The sequence below is a fragment of the Aeromonas sp. sif2416 genome (assembly GCF_019218665.1).
Lineage (GTDB): Bacteria > Pseudomonadota > Gammaproteobacteria > Enterobacterales > Aeromonadaceae > Aeromonas > Aeromonas encheleia.
Genome location: NZ_JAHUXC010000003.1, coordinates 17,760 through 40,805, shown reverse-complemented (window position 1 = coordinate 40,805; position 23,046 = coordinate 17,760). Strand labels below are relative to the sequence as shown.

Genomic DNA, 23,046 nt, shown 5'->3' with positions numbered 1-23,046 from the left:
TCCACCCATTATTACTTGGGGCAAATGGCCGATTTGGTTTGAGCACCGTAATCATTGATAGATTGAAACGTCACATTACCAACCAAATTGCCAACATCAACACTCTTTGCTTCTTGTGGCGGCACCATCATGTTCGCTATTTTTGTCTGTCCAATCTGCAGGTTGACCATGGTAACAAAATAGGGGGATGGGTTGCTGACCTTCAACATGCCGCGCTCGATATTACAACGTAGGGCCGTGGGTGCTTCATCTGGGGCCGCGGGTAATCCTTGGGGACGGATAAATAGCTTGATGACACTCTGAGTGGCAATCTGCAGGGTATTGCTATTTTGAGCGGCATCAGGTACTGCCGGAATGGCTTTGGCATTAAGGTAGTACACACTCTCACGATCATTTGGCAAGGCGTTGGCCCCTACATAAATAATTCTGAGAGTATTTTCTTTATTTGGCATCAGTTTAAAAAGAGGAGGAGTTATCACAAAATCATTGCTTTTATTCCCCTCGCTATCTGCGACCCAGGATTGGATCAGGAAGATTGCATCTTCATCGGTGTTAGTCACCGCCAGTGATACCTGTTTATTACCCTGAGGATAAATCACACGAGTGGCACCCAGTACTACCCCACCCGCCTGAACGGCAGTGGTAATAAAGAGAAGAGCCGCCCCTACAAATAGGGAATAGATGTTTTTGTGCGCTATCATAAATACCTCTCAAGGATAGGCGACTAAAAAATAAACAGGAACACTGATAGGTGCTTCACTGGACATGGGCACCAAAAACTTGAATTTAGATTGGAAGCGAAAGACCGGGCCATTCACGAAATGCAAGAGCGTCGGCTCATTGTCAACCCGAATAACCACACGGCCATCGGACCAATCCCAGGTTTCCTCATCATTCTCGGTCAAACTGTCTATGAAGCGCGACTCATCGTCGCCCTCGACGCCACTGAAACGGGCATTCACATTCTGGCTGACCAATGGGAGGCATTCACTCAGCCTGATCTCAAACAACTTCGCATCTATCCACTCTGCTGAGGCGGCACGCCCCTCCTGCCATGGTATCAACTGGTTTACTTCGGGGGCGCCAACGGCGCAAGTTGAGTAAACGACGCGGCCTTCAAGGTTGATATCACCGTCAGTACGTACCTTCCTGCCTTCATCTGCGGCGGCACCGAGCGACATTGTCACTCCCAGAATGGACAACAACGTCCCCTGCAATATTCTTCGCACCGACTGACCTCTCCGCAATGACCGATAACAGGATGCAACCCCTATGAATGGTTGGACTCAGGCCATCAAAGGGACCCTCACCCCATGCTCACACCGCATCGAGTCGCAATGGCATGTCACTTTTCATAAGCGGCAAGAACTTGTTTTACGGGCTAACATACCCCCTCTACTTCCTCAGTAGGGCATACCGTACCACCATAAAGTCACCCGGATGCCCGCCTTGGCTGGCAGAGAATATCGGGGTGGGCGGCAGCAGTAATAATGGGGAATACAACTTCATGCACTGCTGGCACGGATATCAAAACCCCATGCCATATAAAATTTGCTCTTAGTCATAAAGGGTGACTCGCTTGGCGAGTCACCCTTTCACTCTAAGTTACCTGCCGCTCTATTTATTCGTAATGCACGTTGAAATTGGCCACGCTGCTGACGGGGCCCGGCGTAACCACTGTGCTAGTGGAGAAGTAATCGACTGACAGCGGGATGACGGTAGTGCCATCCACGAGGGTTACCGTGCTGGATGGCACCCCAGTGTTGATCTCCAGCACGGCACCATCCGGCCCCATCAGCACCAGACCCACACCCTGAGCGCCACCGCCGCCCGCCGAGTTGGCCAGCACAGAGGACTTGCCCTCAACGGTCGCGCCAGTGAAGGACACCGCGGCAGTGGCCTGTACGGTGGTATCACAGTCGACCAGTTTAATTTCGAAGCTTTCCGGTTGGTTCGCTGGTGCATCCGCCGTTGAGTTGAACGCTGCAGTACGTACCTGATCCAGATAGACGGTTTGATCCATGGAGTCAGAGCTCACCGCACATGCCGCATTCACGACTTCACCGTTGAAATAAACGGAGCCACCGGTAACAACAGTCGGCGCTTCGATAGCGAACGCATTCAGGCTGATACCAGAGGACAGAACAACTGCTACGGCTAACAGGGACTTTTTCATAAAAACTTTTAACCTCAAATGAATGTGTAAACAATAAATATAAAACTTATCTACTCCGGGGTTTCTGAACGAACTTTGCGTTCTGAACCTTAATGTATGACAAGAAAATAAAGGTCATTTCAAATAAACAAGCGCACATTAGAATACATGCATTGCCAATGTACAATCTCGATATTACATAACCCTGACACGAGCTGCCCTGATAGTTCACGTCCCTGATGGTTTACATTATTATAATCAAGCAACTCAAGATAATGAATCTTGACGCTATTTAATTGAATTGCAAGTCTACTCATTAAGATATTTTGTAAATTGTTAGCGACGCCCAGCTCTTTACCGCTGCAAGGTAGACATACTAATATTAAAGGCTAATGGATTTATAACTCAACCTGCCGTTATCGATAGCCCATACTTATCAATAGCGGTGGGTATAATTGCTCCATTAACCTCACGCAGGCGTGGATACCAGCGCAAGGAGTTGTTAACGTTTTGATACGAGCAAAAAATTCTGCCTTCATCTGCAAGTGCCAACAAGTACAAGCGTGCAGAATAAATGGTCTTGTCGCATGCGTCTGCAATTTCTCGTGTCTTGGGCCAGTCATTATAATCTGGTGGACTCCCCGCCATCGTCGGGCAGAGTGATAATAATGCTTGGTATACTCGCTCTTTTTTTATGTCAGACTTCTTCATGACACACCCCACACCTTATTTTACTCTTCATTTATTACAGTTTTATTAATTAAAGCTTAAACAGTCATAATAGAAGGCATCTAAAATAAAATAGGCAACAAGCAAGTTTGAAATCAGCTTTGAATTGCCTCTGCCAATGCATAGAGCAGGGCGCTGCGTGCCACTCCATCTTTTTCCTCGATGACCTTTTGTATCTGCTGACGCTGTGATGCGGTAAGAAGAGGCTTTTGTTTAACCTGATTCTCACGACTCATTTCAGTACTCGCTGGCAAGGCCCCATCAGGATTTACAGTCAGCATCAGTTGCATTATTTCATCGACCACTACTTCATGCAGAGGACTTATCATTCCAGCAAAGCGAACAAGATGGCTCATGCCAGGGCAGGCAGCAATTTTTGAGGTGTGTAGTATTTCAGAATCGAAGCGAATGAAAATATAACCAGGAAACAAAGGTTCAAAAACCGGTCTGGAATGCCCTGGGCGATCCAGCCTGGGCTGGCGATAACAGATCTGAGGAATAAACACTTCAACATTCAGGTGCTCCAAGAATACCTGAGCTTTAAGTGCATTATTTTTCCCCGTCTTATGACAGGCAAGGTACCATCGTTCCATAATATATTCCCATGTCGACTAAACTTACACATTGGAAATTAATGACTACCGGGTAGGCTCCGCCAAAATCGCGCCCAGTGAGCGCAACTTAAAAATTATGAGAGAGGCATTTGACTACAGTAAATACAAACAATATAAGAGAGGCATTTGACTACAGTAAATACAAACAAGTAGATGGCGTAAACAAATCGACTTGCTGTCATCAAACTGACACAAATCCATGTTAACCGAAAATCAACTCCAGAACGAAACACTGGATAGACATAGGATATCGCTAAATAGGTGTTTTTAAAACACTCTTTACAGCTCAATAAGCTTCTTCAGCAACAAGAAACGAGATCATGTTCCGTTTTGCATTGCGGTCGCAATCTAAACACCGCAGGACGACGCAATTGTTCGACATATTCGATCGGAGATCGCGTGTATAAAAAATTTTTATAATTAGCCAAACTCGTTTTTTATACTCCACAAACTGAATGCCAGCTTAACCATGCCAAGATTAATGTTTTCAGATACCCTCTCGTGGCTATAATGACTAGTTTTTGATTAATTCACATCGACATGGCACCTTCATATACCTGTGCTCCCCCGCCCATAATACAGGCAACATTTGAGCCTTCAGTGCAAGAAAAGCAAGGTCCCCCCCTTGTTCACTTCACCGAGATGCCACTTACCCTTGTTGCCGTACCGGTTTTTTCATGTCATCAGCGCCTCAGCCAACAGATAGTCGAGGACCCACCTCGTATACCAGGTGGGTCGATACCTCATGTAGCAGGAGATGCCATTACCGGAAGGCATGACACTGCCGAAAGGCGCGACTGCGTGACCGAGCTGGGACCTCGAGCTGTGGGGTGAGATAAGGGCACTGGTCCACCTAAAGAGGGCGATCACCTGTCTTTATCCTTCCCTAGACGGTTTATGAAATGATGAGCCCTATGGAAAAACGTCGTTCAAACAGGTCTCAGGAAAGAGGGAACGACTACAACGGTAGGATGAAGAGAGCAAGTGGCCGACTTGTGGGCTCTAAGGCGCTGCAAACGCCTTGGGTAAGATGAAGGGCAGGCGTGTCTAGGATGTACTAGAACAGCAGGTACAAAAAAGCCCAAGCGATGAATCGCTTGGGCTTTCTCTGAAGATGGCGGAGGAGGTGGGATTTGAACCCACGGATGGTCGCCCATCGCCGGTTTTCAAGACCGGTGCATTCAGCCGCTCTGCCACCCCTCCGAACGGCGTGCATACTACGTCAGGCCCTCGTTCATATGCAATACATATTTACTCTGGGATAGTAGGGCGCAACAGGCTGGGGGGCCGCTTGAAATCAGCGCTCGTCATCCACACATTCAGTGCATACAATGCGTTAACGAAGCGGAATCTGCCGCCTCAACCCGGAAATCAAGAGGACACCAAGATGGATACCCGTTCTATCTACACTGGCACCCAGAGTGCCGCGCGTGACACCAACAAGGTGCTGCGCAACACCTATATGCTGCTCTCCCTCACTCTTGGCTTCTCTGCCGTGGTGGCCGGGGTTGCCACCGTGATGAACATGCCGCCCCTGCACTGGGCCGTGTTCCTGATCGGTGTCTATGGTCTGATGTTCCTGACCCAGAAGAACCGCGAAAACGGCATGGGGCTGGTGTTCACCTTCGCCCTGACCGGCCTGCTCGGCTATAGCCTGGGCCCCATCATCAACATGTATATGAATAATGGTGGTGGCGAGATAGTGATGACCGCGCTCGGCGGCACCGCGCTGACCTTCTTCGGGCTGTCGGCCTATGCTCTGACCACCAAGCGTGACCTCTCCTTCATCGGCGGCATGCTGTTCGTCGGTTTCTGGGTGCTGCTGGTGGCCATGGTCGCCAACATCTTCCTGCAGATGAGCGCCCTGAGCCTGGCCCTGTCCGCCATGTTCATGCTGTTCTCCTCTGGCGCCATCCTGCTGACCACCCAGCAGATCATCCGCGGCGGCGAGACCAACTACATCTCCGCCACAGTGACGCTCTATGTGTCCATCTACAACATCTTCCTGAGCCTGCTCAGCCTGCTCGGCGGCAACCGCAACTGATGAACAACCCCGCTTCGGCGGGGTTTTTATTGGCACCTATTTTTGTCAGGATAAGTTGTAAATCAAGGATATGAAGCTAAGTGGCCCTGATCCAAATCAGGGCCACTTCGTTGCCGACGGGTTATGCTTTCGCTTTCGTTTCGCTCAAGGGTTGCGTCTATCCCATGCCCATGGATTTCTCCGGCCTGCTGCGCCGTTTACTAGCCGACAGCCACATCGATTTCACTTCGCTCAAGGGTGAGCCTGGCATGCCCATGGACTTCTCCAGCCTTTTATTGCACCGCCTGCTGACCGACAGCCACATCGATTTCACTTCGCTCGAGGGTGAGCCTGGCATGCCCATGGACTTCTCCAGTTTGTTGCGCCGTCTGCTGACCGACAGCCACATCGATTTCACTTCGCTCAAGGGTGGTGCCTAGCATGCCCATGGACTTCTCCAGTTTGTTGCGCCGTCTGCTGACCGACAGCCACATCTACTTCGCCCTCAAGGTGCTGCTGGCCATCGTCGGGCTGCTCGCCTTCGCGCTGATCAGTGGCGACATCTCGCTGACAGTGCTGCTCTCCCTCGGGGTGGTGGCGGGTGCCATCGCCGAGACAGATGACAGTCTGTGGGGCCGGGTCAAGAACCTCGCCATGACGCTGGTCTGCTTCCTGTTTGCCTCCCTCTGCGTGCAGTACCTCTTCCCGACCCCCTGGCTGTTCGCCCTCGGGCTCGCGGGCTCGACCTTCATCTTCGTGATGGTGGGGGCGCTGGGCCAACGTTACGCCACCATCAGCTTCGGCTCCCTGCTCATCGCCATCTACACCATGCTGGGGGCCGCCAAGGCGCCGGACCTCTTCTACCAGCCGCTGGCGCTCGGCGCCGGCGCGCTCTGGTACGGGCTGGTCTCCCTCGTCTGGCTCTGGCTGCTGCCCTACAAGACGCTGCACGAGCAGCTGGCCCAGAGCTACTTCGCCCTCGGCCGCTACCTGCTGGAGAAGTCCCGCTTCTTCCCGGCCGACGAGCACGGCGCCCAGGCCATTCGCCACAACCTTGCCCAGCTCAACATCAACCTGGTCAATGCCCTCAACCTGACCAAGACCGCGCTCAACGCCCGCCTCAGCACCCGCCATCAGGCGGCGCCCGAGCTCGCGAGCCTGCTGCGGCTCTATCTGCTGGCGCTGGAGATCCAGGAGCGCGCCACCTCCAGCCACTACCCCTACAGCAAGCTGGAGGCCGAGCTCAAGCAAGGCATAGTGCTGGACGGCTTCCAAGAGGTGTTCCTGCAACTCTCCGAGGCCTGCCAGCGGCTCGGCTACGCCATCCTGGTGCACAAGCCCTATGCCCACCACAAGCGCATCCACTGGACCCTGGAGGCGCTCGGCGATCAGCTGGAGTTCACCCACCTCAAGCAGCACTATCCCAAGACTCTGCTGACGCCGATGAAGTTCCTGCGCCGCAACCTCTCCAGCATCAACCAGCTGCTGGCCAGCGCCGAGGAGCTGCAGAACCCGGCGCTGCCCTCAGCCAACCTGCCCACCCTGGCAAGGCCGACGCCGCTGCCGCTGCTGGCCCTGCTCAAGCAGCACCTCACCCCGAACTCCATGGTGTTTCGCCACGCCCTGCGCCTCTCCCTCGGGCTGGTGGTAGGCTACGGCATACTGCAGGCATTCAGCCTGGACAAGGGTTACTGGATCCTGCTGACCGTGCTGTTCGTCTGCCAGCCCAGCTACAGCGCCACTCGTCGCCGGCTGGTGCAACGCATGCTCGGCACCTTCGCCGGCCTGCTGATCGGCGTGCCCGTGCTCTGGCTGTTCCCCCAGCTGCACCTGCAACTGGGGATCATGGGGCTGGCCGCCTTCCTGTTCTTCACCCAGGTGCGCAGCAACTACAGCGCCGCTGTCTGCTTCATCACCCTCTATGTGCTGATGGCGTTCAACCTGCTCGATGGCATCGGCTTCGCCATCCTGGGTCCGCGCCTGCTCGACACCTTCCTCGGCTGCCTGCTCTCCTACGCGCTAGTGGCCTGGCTGTGGCCGGACTGGCAATACAAGCGGCTGCCGACGCTGATCGCCAACTCCCTCTCGGCCAACGCCCGCTATCTCTCGGCTGTGCTCGCCAGCCTGCACCGCCAGCGGGATGAGTCCCTCGACTACCGGGTGGCCCGCAAGTGCGCCCACCTCGCCGACAGCGAGCTGGCCATGGCCTGGCAGAGCATGCTGGTGGAGCCGAGCAAGCGTCGCCGCTTCCTCGAACTCTGTTTCACCCTCACCTGGCGCAACCACGCCCTGCTCTCCTACATCTCGGCGCTGGGGGCCCATCGCGACAAGCTAGAGCCCATCCCCGAGCTCGACGAGATCAGCCGCCACATCAGCCATACCCTGGAGCGGGCCGCCGGTCATCTGGCCGGCGAGGTACCGGCCCAGCTCGAGGGACAGTGCCCGCTCATCGCCCCGGACAGCAGCGAGGAGCAGCTGATGCTGACCCAGCAGCTCAATCACATCAGCCAGCTGGCGGATGAGCTGCTGATGCTGGCCAACGATGGCCAGCTGCTCACCCAGCAAGGACAATGACCTAGTCAGCGTCACGACAGTGCCGGCGGATAAGAGGCTGATCCTGGTCCATATGGATGGCCAACTGCGCACCCGGCAGGGACAATGACCTGATCAGCACCAAGACAGTGCCGGCGGCTGAATGGCTGCCGCCGGTTGCTCAGTTGGGATCAAGACGCTACCATGCCCGCCCAATCCTGATAGCCCCCGAGGAGCCCCTTATGTCTGAGCAGCAGCCCGAAACGCACGTGCTGGAATTCAATGGCCACATCATAGAGACCGATGCCAAGGGCTATCTGCGTCATATCGAGGACTGGAGCGAGGCGCTGGCGCTGGTGCTGGCCGAGCAGGAAGGCATAGTGCTGGAGGAGCCGCACTGGGAAGTGGTGCGCTTCGTGCGGGCGTTTTATCTGGAGTTCAACACCTCCCCCGCCATCCGCGCCCTGGTCAAGGCGATGGAGAAGCAGTACGGCCCCGAGAAGGGCAACAGCCGCTACCTCTACAAGCTGTTCCCGGAAGGGCCCGCCAAGCAGGCCACCAAGATAGCCGGCCTGCCCAAGCCGGTGAAATGCATCTAAAAACCGGCCCGGTCTCTCGCTGAGAGATCATGAACCGGTTCTAAAAAAATACCGCGCCTAGGCGCGGTATTTTTTTGTTCGGCGTTAGTCAAACCCGCATCAGGGGTTGTACGCCACCACCGAGCCGCTGAGCCCGGTCATCTGACCTATCTTGCTCTGCATGCCCTGCAGCTTGGCCTTGGAGACATCCGGCCCGATGAAGACCCGGTTGAGCTGCCCCTGCACCGGCGTTCTCGGCGAGGTGTGGGCCGAATAGCCCGCCGCCCGCAGCTTGCTCACCAGCGCATTGACGCTGTCCACGTTCTTGAAGGCGCCGAGTTGCAGGATCCAGCTGCCCTGGGCAGGCGCGGCCGCGGCGGGCGCCGGGGTCGTGGGCTGCTGCACCATCTTGCTCGCAATGAGATCATCCATCGACTTGATCTGGCCGACCTGCGACTTGTTCTCCACCGGCTTCTTCACCTCGACCGGCTTGGGCGGTACCGGCTTGGGCTTGGGCGGCTCGACCGGTTTCTTGGCGATCACCTCGGGTTTGGGCTGCGGCTTGGGCTGAGTCACCGGCTGCTGCGCCTGGGCGGCTGACGGCTGATTGGCTGCCAGGGTCACAGCCCCCCCGATCTCCTCCACCTGCCACTGCTCGGCCGCGGCGGCCTGCTGCTGGCTGGCCACATGCTCGGCCGGCAGGGTAGTGGCCGCCGAGACCTGCAGCGCCGGCTTGGCCGGCTCCAGTTCCGGGCGCAGCGGGATCTTGGCAAACGCCTCGTCCTTCTGCTCCAGCTTGTGGCCGTCCATCAGATCCGGCAGAAAAATGACAACCAGGGCGACCAGGATGACGGTCCCCACCAATCTGTTTTGAAACTTCGAAGCCAAGTTAATTTCCACCCATGTTACTTAGACTCAACTGCCTGCAATCTTGCGGACATCGACGATGCGAAGAGCAGGTCGGGCAGCTCAGGCGCTCGCCGCCAGCACGTCGGCGACAGTGTAAAACGAACCAAAGACGATGACCATATCATCAGGACTCGATGCGGCCAGGGCAGCCCGATAAGCCGCGCGAACGCCGTCAAAGGTCGCCGCCGGGCCCTGCTCCCCGAGCGCCGTCGCCAGCTGGGCCGCCGAGGCGGCGCGGGGGCCGTCGAGGCTGGCCAGGAACCACTCGTCGACGAGGCCCTTGAGCTCGGCCAGCGACCCCGTCATGTCCTTGTCCTTGAGCATGCCGACCACGGCGCGGCGCCGCCCCTGACAGGGGATCTGCCGCAGCTGGCTGGCGAGGTAGGCCGCCGAGTGGGGATTGTGGGCCACATCGACGATCACCAGCGGGCTGGTCTGCAGTCGCTGCATCCGGCCCGCCAGCCGTGCCTCTGCCAGCCCCTGCCGGATGGCCGCCTCCGGCAATGGCAGCCCGAGGGACTCCAGCGCCGCCAGCACTGTCACCGCGTTCATCAGCGGCAGCGCGGGCTTGGGGAGATCGAGCCAGTGTTGCAGGCCGTGATAATCCCAGCTGGTGTCGTGCTCATCGCCGTGGAAGTCGCGGCCGACCTGACGCAGGCAGGCGCCGAGACGCTGTGCCTCGCTGGCGATGGTGGCAGGCGGGTTGGGCTCGCCGCTGATGGCAGGCTTGCCGGCCCGATAAACACCGGCCTTCTCCACCGCCACCGCCTCGCGGGTATCCCCGAGCCAGTCGCAGTGATCCAGCGCGATGGAGGTGATCATGGCGACATCGGATTCCACCACATTGGTGGCGTCGAGCCGTCCCCCCAGCCCCACTTCCAGCAGCAGCACGTCCGGCGCGGCCCGGCAGAACAGCCAGAGCCCGCCGAGGGTCGCGAACTCGAAGAAGGTGAGTGCTATCTCGGCGCGGGCGGCTTCCACCGCGGCGAAGGCGGCGCAGTGCTCGCTATCAGCCAGCTCGGCGCCGTCGACGCGCACCCGCTCGGTGAAACGCAGCAGATGGGGTGAGGAGTAGACCCCGACCCGGTAGCCGGCGGCCATCAGTATGCTGGCGGCCATGGCGCAGGAGGAACCCTTGCCGTTGGTGCCCGCCACCGTGATCACCTTGAACGGCAACCGGGTGAGACCCATGCGACGGGCGACGGCCCCGACCCTGTCCAGCCCCATGTCGATGTTGACCGGGTGGATCTGCTCCAAATAAGAAAGCCAGTCGACCAGCGACCGGCTTTGGGATTGTTGCATGTGCGAACTCATGTTCAGTCTTCGATGACTTGCTGGTTCATCAGCTTGGCCAGCAGGCTGGCCAGGCGATTGCGCATCTCGCGCCTGTCGATGATGAGATCGATGGCGCCCTTCTCCAGCAGGAACTCGGAGCGCTGGAAGCCTTCCGGCAACTTCTCGCGCACCGTCTGCTCGATGACGCGCGGGCCGGCGAAGCCGATCAGCGCCTTGGGCTCGCCCACGTTGATGTCACCCAGCATGGCCAGGCTGGCGGAGACGCCACCCATGGTGGGGTCGGTCAGCACCGAGATGAAGGGCAGACCCGCCTTGGTGAGGCGATCCAGCGCCGCACTGGTCTTGGCCATCTGCATCAGGGAGAACAGCGCCTCCTGCATCCGCGCCCCACCGGAGGTGGAGAAGCAGACCAGGCCGCGGCCTTCCTTCATGCACTCCTCGACGGCGCGCACGAAGCGGGCACCGACCACGGAGGACATGGAGCCCCCGATGAAGGAGAACTCGAATGAACAGGCGACGACCGGCACCCCCTTGAGGGTCCCCTTCAACACCACCAGCGCATCTTTCTCTCCCGTCTCTTTCTGAGCGGCAGACAAACGATCCTTGTAGCGCTTGGAATCCTTGAATTTCAAGATATCTTGCGGTTCCAGCTCGGCACCGATCTCGGTGCGGCCCGGCTCGTCGAGGAAGCTCTCGAGGCGGGCGCGGGCGCTGATCCGCATATGATGATCACACTTGGGGCACACTTCGAGGTTGCGCTCCAGTTCTGCCCGGTAGAGCACCTGTTCGCAAGCACTGCACTTGGTCCAGACCCCTTCCGGGATGTTGTGACGACGCGGTGTAGTGATCTTGCTCTTGGGAAGGATCTTCTCAAGCCAGCTCATGGAATTCCTTAATGCTTTTGTGCCTGACAAAACGCATCGGGCCTAGATTGTTCAATGACTTAACGGCTCGATGGCAATAAATAACGGGTCATTAAACCACAAATTTTCGGGCCCAGTTACTAAAAACTGGTCGTACCCGGTGCCGAGTCAGGCAGCCAGAGCGGGCCGAGCGGCAACTGCGGCAGGGCAAACTCCGCCGGGTAATCCACGTCCACCAGATAGAGGCCCCCCGCCTTGGCGGTCGGGCCGGCCAGATTGCGATCCCTGGCGGCCAGCACCTCGGCGATCCATTCCACCGGTTTGAGCCCCTGCCCCACCAGCAGCAGGGAGCCGGTGATGTTGCGCACCATGTGGTGCAAGAAGGCGTTGGCGCGGATATCCAGCACTATATAGGGCCCCTCCCGGCTGACACAGAGGTGGGTCACGTTGCGCCAGGGGGTGTTGGACTGGCAGGCGATGGCCCTGAAGGTGCTGAAATCGTGCTCCCCCAGCAGGCTCTGACCCGCCTGGTGCATCAGCGCCGCGTCTATGGTCTCGTGGTAGTGGCTGACACCGCTGCCGAGGATGGCGGGGCGATAGTTGTGGTTGTAGATGACATAACGGTAGCGACGGGCGGTGGCGCTGAAGCGGGCGTGGAACTCCTCCCCCACCTCCTTGACCCAGCGCACGGCGATGTCAGGCGGCAGGTTGGAGTTGAGGCCCAGGGTCCAGGCGGACTCCGCGCGCACCGCATGGGTATCGAAGTGGATCACCTGGCCGGTGGCATGCACCCCGGCATCGGTGCGACCGGCGCACTGGATGGCCACCGGATGGTTGGCGATGCGGCTGATGGCCTTTTCCAGCTCGGCCTGCACGCTGATCACTTCGCGCTGACGCTGCCAGCCGAAATACCGGCTGCCGTCATATTCAATACCTAGGGCAATTCGCATGGATAACTTTTGTCTTATAAGGAAACGATGAAAGAAACGGGGCGGATTATACGCGCTCAGGGCCAAAAGTCCCAAACCACAGCGCGGCCGGCATGGCGAGAGCCATCAACAGCAAGGGCAGCCCGCGGGCTGCCCTTGTCATCATCCCAGACCGACGGGGTCTATCCCAACCGTCTGAGCAGCTTCTCGGCCTCGGCACGCTGGTGTTCGCTGCCCTGGGCCGCCGCCTCGCTCAGCAGCTCGCGAGCGCTCTCCTTGTCGTCGATCTCGAGGTAGGCGCGTGCCAGATCCAGCTTGGCCCCCACCCCGCCATCGTCGGCATCCACATCGAAACCGGTAGACTGGGGCAACATCTCGGGGAAGCCATCCAGCCCCACGTCCAGGGAGAAGCCCTGATAGGGTTCCTGCTCGGCACTGCTGGCATTGGCCTCGGCCAGCAACTTGTCGATCTCGACATAGTCGTTCGCCTGCGCCTGCGCCCGTGGCTTCAGATCGCTCGGATGGGAATCCACCTCGGTGAAGGCGTCCTCGAAATCGGCAAGCGCCAGCTCGTTGGGATCCCAGGCCGGCGCCGCAGTTGCCGCCTTGGCCTGGGTGGGCTCGAGTCCCAGCTCCGCCAGCATGTCGTCAATGTCGTCCTTGCCATAACCGCTGGCATCGCTGCGCGCCGCCTGATCGGCCGCCGGCTCGTCGAAGCCGGATTCGAAATCGCTCAGGTCGAAGTCGGCGAGCTCCTCGTCGCGGCGGGAGCGAGTCGCCTGCTGATCGTGATCCCGCGCCAGATCGGCATCCAGCTCGGCAAACAGCGCCGCCTGCAGCTCCTCCTCACTCATGATCTCGTCGCGGGAGCGGGTGGAGGGATTGAACTCCCCTGCCAGATCGAGATCCGGCTCGGAGGGCAGCTCGAAGGCGTCCTCGTGGGCCAGATCGAGCTCGGGCACCAGATCCGGATCCCGGCCGGGATGCACTGCGGCGGGTTCTTCGTCGAACGCCGACAGGGCCAGATCGCCGTCATCGCTGAAGATGACATCCGTCGAGTCTTTGGGCTCGGCCACCGCCACATAACCGTCCGGCCCATTGAGATCCGGCATGGGGTGCATGGGTTCGTCGTCGGCGATGCCGACCGTCATCAGCTGATCGAACTCGCTGCTCTCTTCGCTCATCACCATGGAGGTCGATTCGGAGAGGCTCTTCTCCTGCTCTTCCAGCTCACGACGGGCACGAGCCCGCAGCCAAAGCGTCACCAGCGCCAGCACCAGCAGCACGGGCAGCAGTATGATCATGGCGAGGTTGAGCGGTGAGGCGAGCAGCTCCATCAGCCAGTTCTGCTTGGGCGCAGGGGCCACCACCGGCGGCACCGGCTGGGCCTTGAGCTCGGCCACCTCTTTTTGCAGCGCGGTCTGATCCTGCAGCTGGGCCTTGAGGGTCTCCACCTCTTCGGTCAGGGCCTGCAGGCGCAGCTTGAGCCTGTGGTTCATCTCGGTGACCTGACCGAGCTGGGCATTGGCGTCTTCCAGCGCCAGCGCCATCTCGGTGGAGGGCTTGCCGACCGGGGTACCCAGATCCGCCGGCAAGGGGGCTGGGGCGCTCGCCAAGGCGGCGCTGGCCGTTGCCGCCTTGGCGACGGCCAGCTCGGTGGCGGCTTGCGGCGGGCTCACCTTGGGCGCTGCCGCCGGGATGGGCGCCGCCTTGGCAACCGGGGCCTTGGCCGGCACGGCGGCGGCCTTGGTCTCCGCCGGGCTGACGGGCTGGGCCTGCTTGCTGGCCAGGTATTTGGGGCTCAGCCCCTTCCAGCTGGCGTTGTCGCTGTTGAAACGCTGACGCGCCTGCGCATCGGTGATGCGGCTCGCCTCGGCGGCCGTCGGCAGCAGAATGCGGGAGCCCACCAGGATGTGGTTGATGTTGCCATCGGCAAAACTGCGGGGATTCTTGTCGTAGATCGCCACCATGGTCTGGTAGACGCTCACCCGGCTGGAGGGGCGATGCTTGCTCGCCAGGCTCCACAGGGTATCGGTGGGACGGACCGGGCCATAGCTGCCCGCCTGGGTGCTGGCGGTCTGACGCACTATGGGCTGCGCCTTGGGCAGGCTGGGTTGTGCCACCGGCTGGGCCTGTGGCTGAGGTTGAACCAGCGGCGGCGCGGCGTCATCCGGCCCCTTCAGCTCGACAAAGAAAGGTTCTTTCCCCGACTCATCGGCCTGAACCGTGCCCAGAAGACCCAATGCGAGTAGCGTTGCCAGCGTTATGCGGGAATGTCCCATATTCGTTCCTTCGTATGACGGCCCTATCACATTGAAAAATCTGGATAGTTACCCCAAAACAATCGGCTCAATATAAATCAGGCTAGCGTCTCAAGCCAGCAATCCGACACATTTAGCACCCCACTCCTGCCAGAATGCTGGCAAGAGTGTAGGAAAAAACTTAATCGACTGATATCACGCAAAATTTTTAAAACTGGAGAGTGCGGTGCCGGTCACATCCGGGCACCGCCACCAGCACCGGCCAAGGGGCGGGGTTCCCTCCCCGCCAGGGCCGGTGTCAGCCTCAGAGGTAGTCACGTACCAGCAGTTCGGCGATCTGCACGCTGTTGGTCGCCGCGCCCTTACGAACGTTATCGGCCACGATCCACATATTGATACCGCTCGGGTGAGAAATATCCTGGCGCACCCGGCCGACCAGCACCTCGTCCTTGCCGGTGGCGTCGCGCACCGGGGTCGGGTAGTCGGCGTCGTCATCGAACAGGGTGACGCCCGGGGCGTTGCGCAGCAACTCCTTGACCTGATCCGCGTCCAGCGGCTGATGCAGCTCGACGTGCACCGCCTCGGCGTGACCGTAGAACACCGGCACCCGCACGCAGGTCGGGTTCACGGCGATGTTGGCATCCCCCAGGATCTTCTGGGTTTCCCACACCATCTTCATCTCCTCACGGGTGTAACCGTTGTCGGTGAAGGCGTCGATCTGCGGGATCAGGTTGAAGGCGATCTGCTGCGGGTAGAGGGTCGGCTCCACCGGACGGCCATTGAGCAGGTGCGCGGTCTGGCCGGCCAGCTCGCTCACCCCTTCCTTGCCGGAGCCGGAGACGGACTGGTAGGTCGCCACGTTGATGCGAGCGATGCCCACCTCGTCGTGCAGGGGCTTGAGCGCCACCAGCATCTGGATGGTGGAGCAGTTCGGGTTGGCGATGATGTTGCGATTGCGAAAATCCGCCAGCGCGTCCGGGTTCACTTCCGGGATCACCAGGGGGATGTCTTCGTCGTAACGGAAGCAGGAGGTGTTGTCGATGACGATGCAGCCATGCTCGGCGGCGATCGGTGCCCACTTGGCAGAGATCTCGGCCCCGGCGGAGAAGAGCGCGATCTGCACCTGGCTCCAGTCAAAATCTTCCACGTCCAGGATCTCGCGGTTCTTGCCACCAAAGCGCACGGTATCACCGGCGCTGCGGCTGGAGGCCAGCGGATAGAGGGTGGCGACCGGGAAGGCACGCTCCTCCAGGATCTCGATCATGGCCTGACCCACGGCGCCGCTCGCGCCCAATACCGCTACGTTGAATTGCTGACTCACTGATGTTCTCTCCTTTATGGATGCCGATGACGCCCTAGGGCATCACCGCTGGCAGGCGAACCTGCCTGATAGCGGGTTTGGCGGTGCCAAACCACACAGGGGGCGGACCTGAGTCCGCCCCCTCGTTGATATTGAACCCGATTCAGATCGGGCGGATGACAAAGCCCAGTCGGGCCAGCATGTCGCTGGCGAAGGGGCCACTGACCTGCAAGGAGGAGAGCTCCCGCCGCTCCGGGTAGTGCTTGCGCTGCTCGTCGAAACTGCCTGGCAGATCGATGCGATTGCGAAAACGGGCATCGTCCCGGCGCACGTCATAGATAAGGTGGACCAGCTGCTTTATCAACGCCTGATCCGTGGCCTGGCCCGGCGTCAGCTCGCGCACCTCGGGGGCAGGCAAGAGCGCTTGCAGATCCTGGCGCGGGGCGCGGCCCTGCTGCTGGCAGAGCGCCTGATAGAGCATCCAGGTGCCACGCGCCTTGCCCTCCAGGCTGTAGCCGGCGATGTGCGGGGTCGCGAGCTCGGTATGGGGTACCAGAGCGCGCAGGGGTTCCGGCTCCCCTTCCCACACGTCCATCACCAGCCGCAATGGCTCGCCACCCAACTGACGGGCGAGCAGGGCCTGATTGTCCCACACCTCGCCACGGGAGGCATTGATGAGGAACTGCCCTTGTGGCCTTGCCGCTATCTCGCGCTCCCCCAGCAGGTGGAAGGTGGCATCGACGCCTTCGCGGGTGAGGGGCACGTGGAAGCTGACGATATCGGCCGAAAGCGCCGTCTGGTAATCGACGAAGCCCGCGGCCCCCTCGGCACCATTGTTTGCAGTCGTGATGGCATTCGCCTCGCGGCGGACCCGCGGCGGATCGCAGCGCAGCACCCTCATGCCGAGCGCCTCGGCCTTGCCCGCCACACATTCGCCGGTGTTGCCGGCGCCGATGACGGCGAGGCTCATCTCGCTCAGGTTGAGCTCGTGGCGCTCCGCCAGCACCAGCAGGGCGGAGAGCACATAGTCCCCCACCGAATATTTGTTACAACCGGGGGCGCTGAAGAAGGGGATGCCCCGCTCGGCCAAGAGCGCCTTGTCGATGTGATCCGTGCCTATGGTGGCGGTGCCCACGAAGGCCAGCCGCGGACAGCTGGCGAGCAGTTTGGCATCGACCCGGGTCACCGAGCGCACCAGCAGCACCTCGGCATCCTGCAGATCCGCCGCCGCTATCTGCCGCCCCGGCAGGGGTACCACCTCGCCAAACTCGGCAAACAACTCGCAGGCGTGGGGCATGTTTTCATCAACGACGATCTTCATCGGGCTCTCTTCTTGGTAACTGAATGCGCGCAACCGGCCACAGGCGCGCCATTCTAGCCCATATGGCGCAAGTTTTCAGAGGCATCTTCTCGGGCCGGCCGCGGCCACCGGCATCCTGCCCCAGCCCAGATGACCGGCGTTTCCAGCCGCCACGGCTCGGGCCGCCCTCCGCGCTCAGGCAATGGTGCCCCATGCCATCGAGCCCAGAGGCGGATATGTAACAAGCTGTTGCCCCCCGGCCCCGCGGCTTGACCGGCGACCCTGGGCTGGCACAATGGCGCCTCTTCCATCACCGCCACCGAACCGCCCCCGTGACCAGCCCTGTTATGTCGACTCATGTTTCTTCCTTGCCGCGCCGCCAGGTGCTGGGTTTCAGCGCCGCCCTGATCCTGCCGCTGCTGCTGCTGACCTGCCTGCCCTGGCAACCCTTCCTGACGAACGCCCTGCAATCGGGCTGGCTGTGGGGGCCCTACGCCCTCACCCGCATGGTGGACTTGCCCGGCCTCGCCGTCACCATCGCCGCCCTGTTGCTGCTGACCCGACACAAGCTGACGCTGAGTCAACCCGCCCTGCTGGCCCTCGGTGGCGCCCTGTTGGCGGTGCTGGCGGGGGACTGGGCCATCAAGAGCCTCATCAAGCAGCTGACCCAGGAGCCGCGTCCCTATCTGATCTGGCTGGAGAGCCAGAATCTGATCCCCGCCATCCCGCAGTTCTACGCCGCCGGCGTGGCGGAGCGCAGCGAGCAGGTGCATGCGGCCAGCCAGCTGCTGGCGCTGCCCCGGTGGCTCGGCAACCACTGGCAGGCGGAGGTAAACTACGCCTTCCCCTCCGGCCACAGCATCGCCGCCATGAGCCTCGCCCAGTTCTTCGGCCTGATCTGGCTGGCCCGCGCCCCCCGCGGCGTCTGGCTGCTGCCGCTGTGGGCCATCGGTATCGCCCTGTCACGCACCCTGATCGGCATGCACTGGCCACTGGATGTGCTGGCGAGCGCCCTGCTCGGCAGCCTGACCGCGCTGTTTGCCGCCCGCTGGTGGCTGCACCGCTACTGACTTGTCAGCAAGATACGCGGCGCATGCCCTGTCACAGACCTCACCCTGCATGGGTTGACGAGCACTCTGCTCGGCAACCTGACGCGCTGTTTGCCGCACCGTCTGCGGGTGGCTGCACTACTACGGTTCCCTCTCCAGATGCTGCACCAGGGCGTGGCGCATGCCCTGCCACAGATCTCGCCCTGCATGGGCTGACGAGCACCCTGCTCGGCTGCCTGATCGCGCTTTTTGCCGCACCATCTGCGGGTGGCAGTACCACTACTGATCCCTCTCCAGATACTGCACCAGGGCGCGGCGCATGCGCTGTCACAGATCTCGCCCTGCATGGGTTGACGAGCACTCTGCTCGGCAGCCTGATCGCGCTGTTTGCCGCACCGTCTGCGGGTGGCTGCACCACTACTGATCTCCGAGATGAAAAAACGGGCACCTTGGTGCCCGTTTTTTCATCGCAGGTGCTGCCCTCAGCCCTTGCTCTGCCCCAGCCAGCCCTGCGGGTATTTGTAGCCAGCGAAGCGCTTGGCGGCATAGGCCTTGAACTCGGGAGAGTTGTAGGCGGCGATCACATCCTTGGCGAACGGCTTGTCGGCATCGGCGCTCTTCACCACCACCCAGTTGATGAAGTCGTAGCTGCGCTCGAGGAAGAGCCCCTCGCTGAACGGGATGCCGCTGGAGGCGGCGAAGTTGCCATTGATGACCGAGAAGTCCACGTCCTCCCGTGAGCGCGGTAGTTGCGCCGCCTCCAACAGCACCAGCTTGATGTCGTGCGGATTCTTCACCACGTCGAACTCGCTCGCCTTGAGCGGGTTGATGCCCTCCTTCAGGGTCAGCCAGCCCAGATCCTGCAGCATCAGCAGCGCCCGCGCCTGGTTGGTGGGATCATTGGGGATGGCCACCGTACTCCCCTCTTTCAGCGCCTTCAGATCGCTCAGCTTGCCCGAATAGAGCCCCATGGGGCCGGTCGGCACCTGAGTGATGGGGGCCAGCGACAGCCCTCTATCCTTGGCGAAGCTCTCCAGATAGGGCTTGTGCTGGAAGCAGTTCACATCGAGCGAACCATCGGCCAGGGCGATATTGGGGGTCACGTAGTCGGTGAACTCCACCAGCTTAACCTGGTAGCCCTTGGCCTCCAGCTGCGGCTTGATGGAGTCGGTCACCATGTCGGCAAAGTCCCCCACTGTGGTGCCGATCACTATCTCTTTCTTCGCCTCATCAATGGCAAAGGCTGACAATGGCAGGCTGCTGGCGAGCAGAGCGAGGGCGGAGAGCTTGAAGAGGGAACGGCGCTGCATGGGGACTCCTTGTCAAAATGATCGTCGAAACGGTGGCCGGGTTGCGATCCCTGCTTTTCGAGCAGAACCACCACAACCATCTAGCCATCCAAATGGCTGATTAAGCTCACCATAACAGAGCCTCCGCCCTTCGCCAAGCGACAAAATCGGCTGAGCTTGCGCAAAGATGGCGAGCACCAGTGCCGATGCCGAGGCGCGGCCCGTCACCGCTCCTCGCGCGAAAATCTTTGATAAGCCACACAATAATGATGAGCAGGATCTCGCCATCCCGGCCTCATCCGGCATAGGATGGTCATTTGGTGCCCTTCCGTCTGGGCGACGAGTAGCGCAGCCCGACCGTGCGGGCGCCATACCTCCATAGCAAAAAGCCCCGGCGTCATCGACACCAGGGCTTTGGGAATACACCGACGGATTGAACCGACAACGCCTTACTTGACCGCCTTGCTGGCGTTCTCCATCGCCTGCTTCTCGGCGGCGCCGAGGATGGCAGTCTGGCGATTTTGCTCTGCCAGGTAGCAGGTATCCTTGCTGATCCCCTGCGCCTGGCAGTCCGCCATGCGCTGGGCAGGGCTGGAACAACCGGCCATCAGACCAGCGACGGACATAAGCAGAATGATTTTCTTCATGGTGATTCCCATCGTTAAGTTAATCGCGGCGCACTCTTGAACAAGGGCTGGAACTGCTTTAATAACAAGATCTTCCCACTCGTTCGGCCGGACTCGTTGCCAAATTTGGCGACACTGGTCTTAGCACTGTCAGGTGCTTTTTCATGGCCCGACTCTAGCGCCGTCCACCCGGTGCGTCACTGGCGCTCTGGTAACAATTTGTTTCTCTCTATATAAAAAGGGGTATCGCGCCGAGCCTGCTCGCCGCTCCCCATGCCGTTCGCGGGCCACCTAGCACGCGATCCCTTGATAAGGAGTCACCATGTTGATCACCTCCACCACAGGCCTGCTGGTCGTCGATATTCAGGGCAAGCTGGCCCGCCTCGTCGAGGAGAGCGAGCCCCTCATCGCCAATACCGCCCGGCTGGTGCAAGGCGCCCAGGCGCTGGGCTTGCCGGTGATCTGGCTGGAGCAAAATCCGGACAAGCTCGGGGCCACGGTGCCCGAGCTGCAGCAGCTGCAAGCCGGGGCACAGGTGCTGCCCAAGTTCAGCTTCGGCGCCCTGGGGGAGCCGCAGGTGGCGGCGGCGATCCAGCAGAGCGGTGTCAGCCACTGGCTGGTATGCGGCATCGAGGCCCATATCTGTGTCTATCAGACGGTGCAGGGGCTGCTGGACGGGGGCGCCCAGGTGTCATTGGTGGTGGATGCGGTGTCGTCCCGCACCGCCGCCAACAAGACGGTGGCCGTCGATCAATTGGCGGCACTGGGGGCACGGCTCAGCTCGGTGGAGATGTGCCTCTATGAGCTGCTGGGGGATTGCCGCCATCCGGCATTTCGCCAGATCCTGGCCCTGGTGAGATAAGCGCCATGATGGATAACATGGCGCCCTTTATGTTTGGTCTGGTCGCTTTCCAAGTCGCACTTGCAGTGACCATGATCGGCATGGCGGCTACCCGTCTCTATCTGGGCTGGCTCTGGATGGGTGCCATGCTCTTTTACACACTCTGGTGGCTGCTCCTGGGCTACCCCCCACTCCTTCCCGAGGGGTGGTCAACGCCGTCCCAATAAAGAGCACCGAGGCCCGGGCCAATCACAATGACTCACCCGCCCCCAGCCTCTCTTGCAGATAGCGATAACCACCGGCGCCGTCGGGCACGAAGCTCAGCCTGTGGGTGAGACCGGGGGGCGCATCCTCGGGATGGTGGGAGACGAACAGCAGCTGGGTGCCTTGGCCTATGAGGCGCACCACCATCTCTCGCACCAGATGGCGGTTGAGGGGATCCAGCCCCTGCAGCGGCTCGTCCAGGATCAGCAGCGGCGGATGCTTGACCAGCGCCCTGGCGATCAGCACCAGCCGCTGCTGGCCGAAGGAGAGGGAGTGAAATGGCAAGGCCCCCTGCGAGGCGAGCCCGAGCAGGGCCAGCCACTGGTTGGCCAGCGCCAGCTGGCGATCGCCGGGGCGGCTGTAGAGGCCGATGGAGTCATAAAACCCCGACAGGATCACCGTCAGCACAGAGCCATTGACTCTGTAGTCGAGATGCAGCGCCGGGCTGACCAGACCGATGTGACGCTTGATCTCCCAGATGCTCTCGCCGCTGCCACGGCGTACCCCGAACAGCACGAGATCGTTGCTGTAGCCTTGCGGATGATCGCCGGTGATGAGGGCGAGCAGGGTCGACTTGCCGGCACCGTTCGGGCCAACCAGCTGCCAGTGCTCCCCCTCCCCAATGGTCCAGTCGAGCCCGTCGATCACCCGCTGCTCGCCATAGGCGACCCGCAGGTTGCGCATCTGCACCCGGGGGCCGGCGGGCAAGGGGGTGGGCGCCGTGAGCGGCGGCGGCAGCCGCGGACTCTGCCCCTCGACCCGCGCCAGCTGGGCCACCTCCGGGCTCCCCAGCACATCGTCGCGCTGCCCCGCCAGCAGCAGACACAGCTCCCCGAGCAGGCCGAGGTGGCTGGCGAAGGGGGGGATCTCGTCGAATCGATTGACGATGATCACCAGGCGCAGCCCCTGTGTCACCAGATCAGCCAGCAGCGCCATCAGCTCGAGGCGCGAGCCCTGATCCAGGCCATCGAACGGCTCGTCCAGCACCAGCAGCTCGGGCCTCGCCAGCAGGGCGCGGGCCAGCAGCAGCTTGCGTCCCTCACCGCTCGAGAGATAACGGTAGGGACGATCCCACAGCGCCGCTATGCCAAAGCGCGCCAGCAGCGCCTGTGCCTGCGGCGCCTCCCCCACCTCCAACATCAGGGTCGATACCTTATACCCCGCCTCCTCTTCTTCCCCCAGCATGTCGGTGTTGCGCCGCTGCCAGTCCTGCTCCCCCAGCTGCTGCTGCGACTCGAAGGAGAGGCGCACGGCATTCAGCCGGCCCAGGGCCTGCCCCGAGCGCAGGCTCAGCTCGCCGCACAGGGCCGAGGCCAGCGCCGTCTTGCCGCTACCGTTGCTGCCGACGAAGGCCCAGCACTCTCCCTGGGCAAGAGTGAGTTCGGGGATGAAGAGGGTACGGTCACCGCGAAGGGCCAGCCTGGCCGAGTGCCACTGCAATAGGGTCATGGATCCATCCTGATTGTCTGTCTGCCGTTACCTTAACAG

General features: G+C 60.6%; 21 protein-coding genes and 1 tRNA gene. 6 read left to right on the top strand and 16 right to left on the bottom strand.

From position 1 onward, the window contains the following. Positions 1-11: 11 nt before the first annotated feature. From KW821_RS06470 to KW821_RS06445, 6 genes are all read right to left on the bottom strand, one after another. Positions 12-701, bottom strand: coding sequence for a fimbria/pilus periplasmic chaperone (locus tag KW821_RS06470; protein ID WP_218290854.1), 690 nt, complete (start codon positions 699-701; stop codon positions 12-14). Positions 702-710: 9 nt separating this feature from the next. Further along, positions 711-1,181: a hypothetical protein gene (locus KW821_RS06465; protein ID WP_218290853.1), complete on the bottom strand. Its 471-nt coding sequence runs from the start codon at positions 1,179-1,181 to the stop codon at positions 711-713. 440 nt (positions 1,182-1,621) lie between these two features. Further along, complete coding sequence (locus KW821_RS06460; protein WP_218290852.1) at positions 1,622-2,176, bottom strand: fimbrial protein; 555 nt, start codon at positions 2,174-2,176, stop codon at positions 1,622-1,624. Positions 2,177-2,560: 384 nt separating this feature from the next. Beyond that, positions 2,561-2,866 carry a FaeA/PapI family transcriptional regulator gene (locus KW821_RS06455; protein ID WP_218290851.1) on the bottom strand — a complete coding sequence of 102 codons (306 nt, stop codon included), beginning with the start codon at positions 2,864-2,866 and terminating at the stop codon, positions 2,561-2,563. Between the two features lie 113 nt (positions 2,867-2,979). Further along, positions 2,980-3,477 (bottom strand): transcription termination/antitermination NusG family protein, encoded by a 498-nt coding sequence (locus tag KW821_RS06450; RefSeq protein ID WP_218290850.1) that lies wholly within the window; start codon positions 3,475-3,477, stop codon positions 2,980-2,982. A gap of 1,136 nt (positions 3,478-4,613) precedes the next feature. After that, positions 4,614-4,701, bottom strand: a tRNA-Ser gene (locus KW821_RS06445). Positions 4,702-4,885: 184 nt separating this feature from the next. Between KW821_RS06445 and KW821_RS06440 the strand changes: the two genes are divergently transcribed. From KW821_RS06440 to KW821_RS06425, 4 genes are all read left to right on the top strand, one after another. Then, positions 4,886-5,542: a Bax inhibitor-1/YccA family protein gene (locus tag KW821_RS06440; protein WP_042652487.1), complete on the top strand. Its 657-nt coding sequence runs from the start codon at positions 4,886-4,888 to the stop codon at positions 5,540-5,542. A gap of 164 nt (positions 5,543-5,706) precedes the next feature. Further along, positions 5,707-5,961: a hypothetical protein gene (locus tag KW821_RS06435; RefSeq protein WP_218290849.1), complete on the top strand. Its 255-nt coding sequence runs from the start codon at positions 5,707-5,709 to the stop codon at positions 5,959-5,961. A 1-nt stretch (position 5,962) separates the two neighbouring features. Then, positions 5,963-8,095 (top strand): YccS family putative transporter, encoded by a 2,133-nt coding sequence (gene yccS / locus KW821_RS06430; RefSeq protein ID WP_218290848.1) that lies wholly within the window; start codon positions 5,963-5,965, stop codon positions 8,093-8,095. A gap of 200 nt (positions 8,096-8,295) precedes the next feature. Continuing rightward, complete coding sequence (locus KW821_RS06425) at positions 8,296-8,652, top strand: TusE/DsrC/DsvC family sulfur relay protein (RefSeq protein WP_218290847.1); 357 nt, start codon at positions 8,296-8,298, stop codon at positions 8,650-8,652. A 99-nt stretch (positions 8,653-8,751) separates the two neighbouring features. On the opposite strand, the gene dedD is transcribed toward KW821_RS06425, so the two are convergent. The 7 genes from dedD to KW821_RS06390 all read right to left on the bottom strand — a co-directional run bounded on the left by dedD (position 8,752) and on the right by KW821_RS06390 (position 17,510). After that, positions 8,752-9,519 (bottom strand): cell division protein DedD, encoded by a 768-nt coding sequence (gene dedD / locus KW821_RS06420; protein ID WP_218290846.1) that lies wholly within the window; start codon positions 9,517-9,519, stop codon positions 8,752-8,754. Between the two features lie 81 nt (positions 9,520-9,600). Continuing rightward, positions 9,601-10,854, bottom strand: a complete 1,254-nt coding sequence (folC, locus tag KW821_RS06415) for a bifunctional tetrahydrofolate synthase/dihydrofolate synthase (RefSeq protein ID WP_218290845.1) — start codon at positions 10,852-10,854, stop codon at positions 9,601-9,603. Between the two features lie 2 nt (positions 10,855-10,856). Next, positions 10,857-11,720 (bottom strand): acetyl-CoA carboxylase, carboxyltransferase subunit beta, encoded by an 864-nt coding sequence (gene accD, locus KW821_RS06410; protein ID WP_042652492.1) that lies wholly within the window; start codon positions 11,718-11,720, stop codon positions 10,857-10,859. A 119-nt stretch (positions 11,721-11,839) separates the two neighbouring features. After that, positions 11,840-12,649: a tRNA pseudouridine(38-40) synthase TruA gene (gene truA, locus KW821_RS06405; RefSeq protein ID WP_042652493.1), complete on the bottom strand. Its 810-nt coding sequence runs from the start codon at positions 12,647-12,649 to the stop codon at positions 11,840-11,842. Positions 12,650-12,810: 161 nt separating this feature from the next. Further along, positions 12,811-14,910: a FimV/HubP family polar landmark protein gene (locus KW821_RS06400; protein WP_218290844.1), complete on the bottom strand. Its 2,100-nt coding sequence runs from the start codon at positions 14,908-14,910 to the stop codon at positions 12,811-12,813. Between the two features lie 283 nt (positions 14,911-15,193). Then, the gene (locus tag KW821_RS06395; RefSeq protein ID WP_042652495.1) at positions 15,194-16,210 is read right to left on the bottom strand and encodes an aspartate-semialdehyde dehydrogenase; all 1,017 of its coding nucleotides are present in this window, start codon (positions 16,208-16,210) and stop codon (positions 15,194-15,196) included. 142 nt (positions 16,211-16,352) lie between these two features. Next, on the bottom strand, positions 16,353-17,510 hold the full coding sequence (locus KW821_RS06390; RefSeq protein ID WP_218290843.1) for a 4-phosphoerythronate dehydrogenase: 1,158 nt from the start codon (positions 17,508-17,510) through the stop codon (positions 16,353-16,355). A 326-nt stretch (positions 17,511-17,836) separates the two neighbouring features. Here KW821_RS06390 and KW821_RS06385 point away from each other — a divergent pair, with 326 nt between their 5' ends. Next, on the top strand, positions 17,837-18,559 hold the full coding sequence (locus tag KW821_RS06385; RefSeq protein ID WP_218290842.1) for a phosphatase PAP2 family protein: 723 nt from the start codon (positions 17,837-17,839) through the stop codon (positions 18,557-18,559). 461 nt (positions 18,560-19,020) lie between these two features. Here KW821_RS06385 and KW821_RS06380 read toward each other — a convergent pair whose 3' ends face one another. Both KW821_RS06380 and KW821_RS06375 read right to left on the bottom strand, forming a co-directional pair. Next, positions 19,021-19,848, bottom strand: coding sequence for a MetQ/NlpA family ABC transporter substrate-binding protein (locus tag KW821_RS06380; RefSeq protein WP_218290841.1), 828 nt, complete (start codon positions 19,846-19,848; stop codon positions 19,021-19,023). A gap of 428 nt (positions 19,849-20,276) precedes the next feature. After that, positions 20,277-20,474, bottom strand: a complete 198-nt coding sequence (locus KW821_RS06375; protein ID WP_042652500.1) for a hypothetical protein — start codon at positions 20,472-20,474, stop codon at positions 20,277-20,279. Between the two features lie 301 nt (positions 20,475-20,775). On the opposite strand from KW821_RS06375, the gene KW821_RS06370 reads away from it, so the two are divergent. Further along, positions 20,776-21,315 carry an isochorismatase family protein gene (locus tag KW821_RS06370; protein WP_218290840.1) on the top strand — a complete coding sequence of 180 codons (540 nt, stop codon included), beginning with the start codon at positions 20,776-20,778 and terminating at the stop codon, positions 21,313-21,315. 228 nt (positions 21,316-21,543) lie between these two features. Here KW821_RS06370 and modF read toward each other — a convergent pair whose 3' ends face one another. Next, entirely contained in the window at positions 21,544-23,007 is a 1,464-nt protein-coding gene (modF, locus tag KW821_RS06365; RefSeq protein ID WP_218290839.1) for a molybdate ABC transporter ATP-binding protein ModF, read from the bottom strand. Between the last annotated feature and the right edge of the window lie 39 nt (positions 23,008-23,046).

What these genes read in the sequence shown, in the direction of transcription:
- KW821_RS06400 (WP_218290844.1), bottom strand. Translation starts at nt 14,910, where the DNA reads ATGGGACATTCCCGCATAACGCTGGCAACGCTACTCGCATTGGGTCTT.
- modF (WP_218290839.1), bottom strand. Translation starts at nt 23,007, where the DNA reads ATGACCCTATTGCAGTGGCACTCGGCCAGGCTGGCCCTTCGCGGTGAC.
- KW821_RS06470 (WP_218290854.1), bottom strand. Translation starts at nt 701, where the DNA reads ATGATAGCGCACAAAAACATCTATTCCCTATTTGTAGGGGCGGCTCTT.
- truA (WP_042652493.1), bottom strand. Translation starts at nt 12,649, where the DNA reads ATGCGAATTGCCCTAGGTATTGAATATGACGGCAGCCGGTATTTCGGC.
- KW821_RS06465 (WP_218290853.1), bottom strand. Translation starts at nt 1,181, where the DNA reads ATGTCGCTCGGTGCCGCCGCAGATGAAGGCAGGAAGGTACGTACTGAC.
- KW821_RS06370 (WP_218290840.1), top strand. Translation starts at nt 20,776, where the DNA reads ATGTTGATCACCTCCACCACAGGCCTGCTGGTCGTCGATATTCAGGGC.
- folC (WP_218290845.1), bottom strand. Translation starts at nt 10,854, where the DNA reads ATGAGTTCGCACATGCAACAATCCCAAAGCCGGTCGCTGGTCGACTGG.
- KW821_RS06375 (WP_042652500.1), bottom strand. Translation starts at nt 20,474, where the DNA reads ATGAAGAAAATCATTCTGCTTATGTCCGTCGCTGGTCTGATGGCCGGT.
- KW821_RS06460 (WP_218290852.1), bottom strand. Translation starts at nt 2,176, where the DNA reads ATGAAAAAGTCCCTGTTAGCCGTAGCAGTTGTTCTGTCCTCTGGTATC.
- accD (WP_042652492.1), bottom strand. Translation starts at nt 11,720, where the DNA reads ATGAGCTGGCTTGAGAAGATCCTTCCCAAGAGCAAGATCACTACACCG.
- KW821_RS06450 (WP_218290850.1), bottom strand. Translation starts at nt 3,477, where the DNA reads ATGGAACGATGGTACCTTGCCTGTCATAAGACGGGGAAAAATAATGCA.
- KW821_RS06435 (WP_218290849.1), top strand. Translation starts at nt 5,707, where the DNA reads ATGCCCATGGATTTCTCCGGCCTGCTGCGCCGTTTACTAGCCGACAGC.
- KW821_RS06425 (WP_218290847.1), top strand. Translation starts at nt 8,296, where the DNA reads ATGTCTGAGCAGCAGCCCGAAACGCACGTGCTGGAATTCAATGGCCAC.
- KW821_RS06455 (WP_218290851.1), bottom strand. Translation starts at nt 2,866, where the DNA reads ATGAAGAAGTCTGACATAAAAAAAGAGCGAGTATACCAAGCATTATTA.
- yccS (WP_218290848.1), top strand. Translation starts at nt 5,963, where the DNA reads ATGCCCATGGACTTCTCCAGTTTGTTGCGCCGTCTGCTGACCGACAGC.
- KW821_RS06390 (WP_218290843.1), bottom strand. Translation starts at nt 17,510, where the DNA reads ATGAAGATCGTCGTTGATGAAAACATGCCCCACGCCTGCGAGTTGTTT.
- KW821_RS06440 (WP_042652487.1), top strand. Translation starts at nt 4,886, where the DNA reads ATGGATACCCGTTCTATCTACACTGGCACCCAGAGTGCCGCGCGTGAC.
- KW821_RS06385 (WP_218290842.1), top strand. Translation starts at nt 17,837, where the DNA reads ATGTCGACTCATGTTTCTTCCTTGCCGCGCCGCCAGGTGCTGGGTTTC.
- KW821_RS06380 (WP_218290841.1), bottom strand. Translation starts at nt 19,848, where the DNA reads ATGCAGCGCCGTTCCCTCTTCAAGCTCTCCGCCCTCGCTCTGCTCGCC.